The organism is Paraburkholderia panacisoli, assembly GCF_008369935.1.
Lineage (GTDB): Bacteria > Pseudomonadota > Gammaproteobacteria > Burkholderiales > Burkholderiaceae > Paraburkholderia > Paraburkholderia panacisoli.
Genome location: NZ_VTUZ01000064.1, coordinates 36,157 through 42,156, shown reverse-complemented (window position 1 = coordinate 42,156; position 6,000 = coordinate 36,157). Strand labels below are relative to the sequence as shown.

Sequence of the window (6,000 nt, the reverse complement as noted above, 5' to 3'; positions counted from 1 at the left end):
CACCACTTCCTCACCACCCGTCATGAACGTCTGATCCGTGCGCATGATGTTCTCCTTTGAACAGCACTCGACACTCTGATTTTACGTATCAGTTCGTCGACGACCCCTGCTCATAGGATCTACTGCCAGACGGCGACGTCCCGCCGCGAGAATCTTGTCGGCCGAGTTGATGTCGCGGTGGTGATACGCGCCGCACTCCAGACAGGCCCACTCCCTTATTCGCAAACCTTCCAGGCCCTTCGGGCCTGTGCGCCTTTTACAGCAGCTACAGATTACGGTTGAATACGCTTCATCGACCTCATCAAACCACACGCCGGCGTAATCGCACTTGTACTGCAGCATGGTCCGGAACGCGCTCCAGCCTGCGTCGAGCACGGATTTCGCCATCCGTGTCTTTGCCAGCGCCGAAGCGTTCACGTTGCCAATGAAGATGGCGCCGTATTCCTCTACGAGCGCCGTGGAAAGCTTGTGCAGCTGGTCTTTCCGTGAATTCTTTATCTTTGTATGAAGCGCACGCACGCGTGCTTTATTCTTCGCGCGCTGCGCCTTCGCAAGCTCACCCTCGAGCTTACGATAGTGCCGCCCGGAACCCACTACGTGTCCATCGCTCAGGGATGCGAAGTCCTTCAACCCGAGATCAATGCCGACGGACTTTGCTGCACCGCTGCGGTGTGGGCCGTGCTGCGGGCTGAGCTTCACGCTGATGTTGATATACCACCGGCCGCGCGAGTCTTCACTGATGTTGCCGGTGCCCAGTTCATAGTCCGCAAGACCGTAGCTGTCCCACAGCGACAGGACCATCTGACCGATGAATAGCTGTCCGTTGCGGTAGCGGATCGCGTTCCATTTAAACGGAATCCAGCCCAGCGAGCGGCGCGAATCGCGCGACGCCCGCCAGCGCAGCTTCACCATCCAGGCCTGCTTTCTGCGTGTGGCGTATTCTTCGGCGACCGCCTGGATCGTGCCCGAATGAAGGCCAAGCCCTGCCCTTGCCGGCGCCCTTCGTGAACGGATGGAAGTCGTATCCCGAGAGGAACCGCCGCTCCCGCTCCCACACCCTGACCGACAGCTCGTTGCAGTAGTTCCAGAGAAAGTTCACCGCGCGTGCCTGCTCCAGCAGCGCACGGGCGTGCCTGTCTTTGAGCCGGAGGTGGAGAACGCGGGTAGTCTGCTGCATGCGCCGATACGGTTGTTTCTCCGTATAGGCACACCTCGAATTCCCTTTAGATAATCACGACATCCGCGCTGCGCTGTCTAACCCGCCTTTCATCCCCGGCCTGAAGGCCGAGGTCTTCAGGCAATGCCACGGATAACGTCTCTTACAAGCCATGCCTTTCAGGTTGGGGGCCATGCTTGCGAAGTCTTTGCTATGCGCACCATCGAAGCCTACCGTCGTGGAAAAGGGGGACTTGATAGACCATACTGGTCAAGTCGTTAGAGAAGTTACAACCGTGCAATCTGTCCTCAGGAGGGAAACTCAATGGCTGCCCATACGCACAACACAGTTCCGACCGAATTCATCGAGGCGGGCGGCATCCGCTTCGCCTACCGTCGCTTCGGCGCCAAGAGCGGCGTCCCACTGGTCTTCTTCCAGCATTTCATGGGCAACCTCGATGATCACGACCCAGCGCTGACCGACGCGTTCGCTGCCGACCGCGAGGTCATCCTGTTCAACAACACCGGCGTCGCCTCCTCCAGCGGTACCACGCCTATTACTATTCGGCAGGTCGCACTCGACGCCGAGGCATTCATCGACGCCCTTGGCTTCGTGACGGTCGACCTGCTGGCCCACTCGATGGGCGGCCTGATCGCTCAACAGGTGGCTTTCGACCGGCCCCAGCTCGTACGCCGGCTCGTTCTGGTCGGCACCGGACCGCGCGGCGGTGTGGGCATCGGCGAGATGCCACCGGAAACGGAGGCCCTCTTCTTCAAGAAGTACGAACACCAGGAAGAGATGTGGCTGCCGATCCTGTTCACTCCGTCCGCCGCCAGTCAGGCCGCCGGCCGCGCCTATCTGACACGCATGATGGCCCGCAAGGACCGTGACGAGGAAGTATCGATGGAGACGGTCCAGGCTCAGGCAACCGCTATTGCCGCCTACGGTGCGGAGAAGGACGAGACTTACGCCCATCTGAAGGGTCTGCACCAGCCGACCTTGGTCGTCAACGGCAGCAACGACATCATCATCCCCACCATTAACTCCTACCTGCTGCAGCAACACGCCCCCAATGTGCAGCTCATCCTCTATCCGGATGCTAATCACGGCGCCCATCACCAGTACCCCGAGCTGTTTGTCCAGCACACCAAGCTCTTCCTCGATGCCAAGTAGTTCCAGGGCGTACGGCAGAACGCAGCGTTCTTCGACGATGAGCCTGTCTTGACCTTAAACAGGGTAAAAACAGATCATGCGGCACAATGTTCGGAAGCGTGGGAGTGATGCGAACGTCACCCCACGCCAATGCGGCTGGAAAGGCTGTTCGATTCGACTGTTTCCATCGCGACCGTCAGGTCGGCTTCTAACGAACGCGTACGCCGTCGGTAATGACATTGCTGGGCGCGATACTGACGTCGGCGCCGCCACATCGACCACGACATCACATGCTCGATGGAGTGCAGTGTTCGCCATATCAGGCGACACAGCAGCCTGCGGATCTCCTGAACGCTGAACGGTAGCGAACCTTCAGGTGTTTTTTTGCCCTGTGCCCTCAGGGCAGCGAGCACCGCGTGCGCCAACAAGGCCAGCGTAATGTGACGATACCAGCCCTGCCAGCGACGAACCTCATATTGATCCAGGCCGCATTCACCTTTGGCGGCCTCAAATCCCACCTCAATTTCCCACCGCCTGCCGGCGACGTTTACCAGGGTCTGGCGGCTAGCCTTGCTGCGGGGTGCATAGACGACGTAATACGCGTGCTCGCGCTTCTCGTCGAGGCTGCGCCGCACCAGCAGGTAATGTCCATAGCGACGCTCCCCGGCGCTGATTTGCAAGCGCCATAGCGGCGTGAGTGCCCAGTCATACAGGCGCTCGCCTTTTGCGCCGAGGCCAGCCGAGAGGCGGCGCCATGCCTGGGGTGACAAGGCTTGTGCAATCCTCTCGGCGCGCACAGAAGTCGGGCCTTGCCACCACAGCGGTTCGTTCTTCTTGACCGCCAGCACGAATGGTTGTGCGCGCGACTCGAGCCACAGCCGCAAGGGACGGTCACCACCGTACACCTCATCGCCGGTGACCCAGCCGCAGGGAACGCCCCAATCCAGCGCCCGCTCAAGCATCTGCCGCGCGAGTTGGGGCTTCGTTGCGAATTCCACCGTACCGGGCACCCCCGCCGCCTGGCAGCGACTGCGATCATCGATCCAGCCCTGCGGCATGTAGAGTTCCCGGTCGATAAATGCGCTGCTCCCGTTACCTGCGTAGCACAGGAACACCCCGATCTGGCTGTTCTCGATGCGGCCTGCCGTGCCGCTGTACTGGCGCTGCACACCAGCAGAGTGCTCGCCCTTCTTGAGGAAGCCCGTTTCATCCACGATAAGGACGGCGTCACTCTCGCCGATTTGCTCAACGACGTACTCGCGCAGGATGTCGCGGGCCGCGTCGGCATCCCACTGCGCTCGCTCGAGAAGGTGCTGCACGCCGTCGGGCGTGGCTTCGCCCATCCATTCCGCGAGTTGCCAGCCGTTCTTGCGTTCGGCTGTGCCTAGCAGACCCTTCAGATACGCCAGTGAACGCTGCCTAGGTTCAGCGCGTCTGAACAGGCCGGCGAGTCCCTCATGCAATACGTCTAGTTCATGTTCCCACGCTTTAGCGATTTCATTCATAGCGTCTATATAACGTAGTAGTGCTAACTTAGTATAGGAAAAAATAACTACGACTGTAGTGCTAAGTCGAGTTCACGTGTGCTCGGCAGCCACGTCCAAACCAGCACGCGTAAGCGTTGTTCGGCGGCTGCCACTTTAAATTTTTCGCACCGACGGCGCCAAGCGCGATTGCAACCTGAAAAGGTTTTTGAGAGGGAGGCTCGCCACCTAGTGGACTTCTTCGCACGAAGGTCACGTAAGATCGACGTGTAGTTACCCAACGGATCAAGCGACGCTATCAACGGCAGCAGTGACTTCCTTCCGAACAGCCGCTTCAAATCGGTCTCTGACAGAGCGCAAGTGACGCGATTTTTAGTTGCAGCGGGCCCGATGCGGCATACGAAAAAAGTATGCGACAAATAGTCCGAAATGTTCGGAAGGACTCTCGCCTTCAAAGCAACCAGCCGGGATGATACGTTAATCCCGACGAGAGACAATTTCCGTTTCGATGACGGATCAACCCGATAGCGAGACCAAGGAAATTCAGTTGAATTCAGGTCGGAGGAAGGTGAGATTGCAGCACAGTCCAGGCGCGTATCCAACAGGACGATAGCCACTTCGCGGAATGTCCGCCTCCATCTGCCAAGCGGAGTCAGACTGATTCAGGCAGCCACTATCACCACGGCTGCAGCATGCCATGTCGCGGTTGCTGTTCAATCGCGTCAACCTTGCTGGCATCGAAAGCGACGTACTCCCGGACAACATCGGTCCCCTCAAGCTGTTCGTCGAAGGTCCACGCTGCGGACTCAATGCGAGTCGACCCAAAGAGGATATCGAAGTAGACTTTGTGTCCCGCGCCCATCTGGCGCGCGTCGAATTGGCGACGCTTCAGTAACGACATCTGGACGTCTTCGAATGGCACATAGTCGGCTGCAGACCCGGTGCCGATTCGCACAGTGAGTGCGCGACGCGTATCTGCGACAGGTCGCCCTCCCACCCAAACGACAACGCGCGACAAGTTGGGTTTAACTACGATGGCGAGACCAGGTTTCAACATACCCCCGCACCTTTCACCCCGGATGGACGGAGTTCCAATTTTCTGCCGGACGAATATTGCGGCGGCCAAAGCCGCGCAACGTCCGCCGCATCAGTCGTCCGGCTCGAACAGTCGAAAAAAAGATTGGCTACGCGCCGGCCCCAATTCAACAGGGACAGCCTAGCTATGCCCGAAAGCTTTATACCGCGTCCACCGAGCAGCGACTGCACCTAAGCTTTCCCCCGACATATACCGGGGCGGACGGAGCAATCATGAAGCGGTCTTCCCGCCATTCACTGCGACGATCTGGCCGGTAAGAAACGAGGCCTTGTCAGAAGCAAGAAAGAGAACGGCGTCCGCGATTTCGTCGGGACGACCCACTCGCTTAAGGGGAATTCCCGCGATCATTCCAGCCTTTCGCTCCGCGCTCCCGACAAACCGGTTCAGCAACTCCGTTTCCACTGGTCCCGGTGCGACCGCGTTCACGCGCACACCGTAGACAGCGCCTTCAAGGGCGCCTGACTTCGTCAACCCTTCAACCGCATGCTTGCTCGCCGTGTATATCGAGGCTCCCGCGGCGCCGCGGCTTCCCATCGTGGACGAAATGTTCACAATGCTGCCACTCCCCTGCGCCTGCATAACTCGCAGTTCATGCTTCATGGCCAAAAGCGTGCCAAGTACATTGGTGTCAAATGCCGCCGCATAGCTTTCCGGCGTCTGCTCAGTCACCGGCCCGGGAGTGCCTTCCGTCCCGGCGTTGTTAACGGCAATGTCCAGCTTGCCAAATCGCTCTACCGTCCTGTCGATCAACGTACAAACGTCATCCTCATGGCGAACATCGGCGCGGACGAATTCAGCCGCTGCACCAAGAGCGCGCAACTCTTCAACCAATGCAACTCCGGCTTCTTCCCGACGACCTGAAATGACAACATCTGCGCCAGCTTTCGCAAATGCGATGGCCGTGGCGCGGCCTATTCCCGCCAAAGCACCCGTTATCAGAACAACTTGCTTGCTCATGTCAATTTCCTTAAAGAAGGCTGGCGCCGCAACGGCGCAGGGTCTACTAGTATGTACATACGTATTCGTTAAGTCAATTGGTACTACCTGAGAATGGCCATCCATCCAGGTCTGGCTTACTTGACACTCCGGCTCAACTGTTTAATATGGCCGTA

5 protein-coding genes and 1 pseudogene are annotated in these 6,000 nt (G+C 58.8%); 1 reads left to right on the top strand and 5 read right to left on the bottom strand.

What is annotated here, in order from left to right; translation table 11 throughout:
- Window positions 1–81: 81 nt before the first annotated feature.
- On the bottom strand, window positions 82–960 hold the full coding sequence (locus tag FVF58_RS46015) for an RNA-guided endonuclease InsQ/TnpB family protein (RefSeq protein WP_246217525.1): 879 nt from the start codon (window positions 958–960) through the stop codon (window positions 82–84).
- A complete protein-coding gene (locus FVF58_RS53770; RefSeq protein WP_246217523.1) occupies window positions 848–1,177 on the bottom strand; it encodes a hypothetical protein in 330 nt (109 codons plus the stop codon). The genes FVF58_RS46015 and FVF58_RS53770 overlap by 113 nt, the downstream gene beginning before the upstream one ends.
- Before the next feature lie 303 nt (window positions 1,178–1,480).
- On the opposite strand from FVF58_RS53770, the gene FVF58_RS46010 reads away from it, so the two are divergent.
- Window positions 1,481–2,329 carry an alpha/beta fold hydrolase gene (locus tag FVF58_RS46010; RefSeq protein ID WP_149676204.1) on the top strand — a complete coding sequence of 283 codons (849 nt, stop codon included), beginning with the start codon at window positions 1,481–1,483 and terminating at the stop codon, window positions 2,327–2,329.
- Window positions 2,330–2,688: 359 nt separating this feature from the next.
- Here the strand turns inward: FVF58_RS46010 and FVF58_RS46005 are convergent.
- From FVF58_RS46005 to FVF58_RS45995, 3 genes and pseudogenes are all read right to left on the bottom strand, one after another.
- Window positions 2,689–3,813, bottom strand: a pseudogene (locus tag FVF58_RS46005) (IS701 family transposase); the annotation flags it as partial.
- A gap of 655 nt (window positions 3,814–4,468) precedes the next feature.
- Window positions 4,469–4,849: a DUF427 domain-containing protein gene (locus FVF58_RS46000; protein ID WP_149676203.1), complete on the bottom strand. Its 381-nt coding sequence runs from the start codon at window positions 4,847–4,849 to the stop codon at window positions 4,469–4,471.
- Between the two features lie 249 nt (window positions 4,850–5,098).
- On the bottom strand, window positions 5,099–5,845 hold the full coding sequence (locus FVF58_RS45995) for an SDR family NAD(P)-dependent oxidoreductase (RefSeq protein ID WP_149676202.1): 747 nt from the start codon (window positions 5,843–5,845) through the stop codon (window positions 5,099–5,101).
- Window positions 5,846–6,000: the final 155 nt, after the last annotated feature.

Excerpts from the sequence above, each read along its gene's own strand:
- FVF58_RS53770 (WP_246217523.1), bottom strand. The coding sequence starts at position 1,177 with ATGCAGCAGACTACCCGCGTTCTCCACCTCCGGCTCAAAGACAGGCAC.
- FVF58_RS46000 (WP_149676203.1), bottom strand. The coding sequence starts at position 4,849 with ATGTTGAAACCTGGTCTCGCCATCGTAGTTAAACCCAACTTGTCGCGC.
- FVF58_RS46010 (WP_149676204.1), top strand. The coding sequence starts at position 1,481 with ATGGCTGCCCATACGCACAACACAGTTCCGACCGAATTCATCGAGGCG.
- FVF58_RS45995 (WP_149676202.1), bottom strand. The coding sequence starts at position 5,845 with ATGAGCAAGCAAGTTGTTCTGATAACGGGTGCTTTGGCGGGAATAGGC.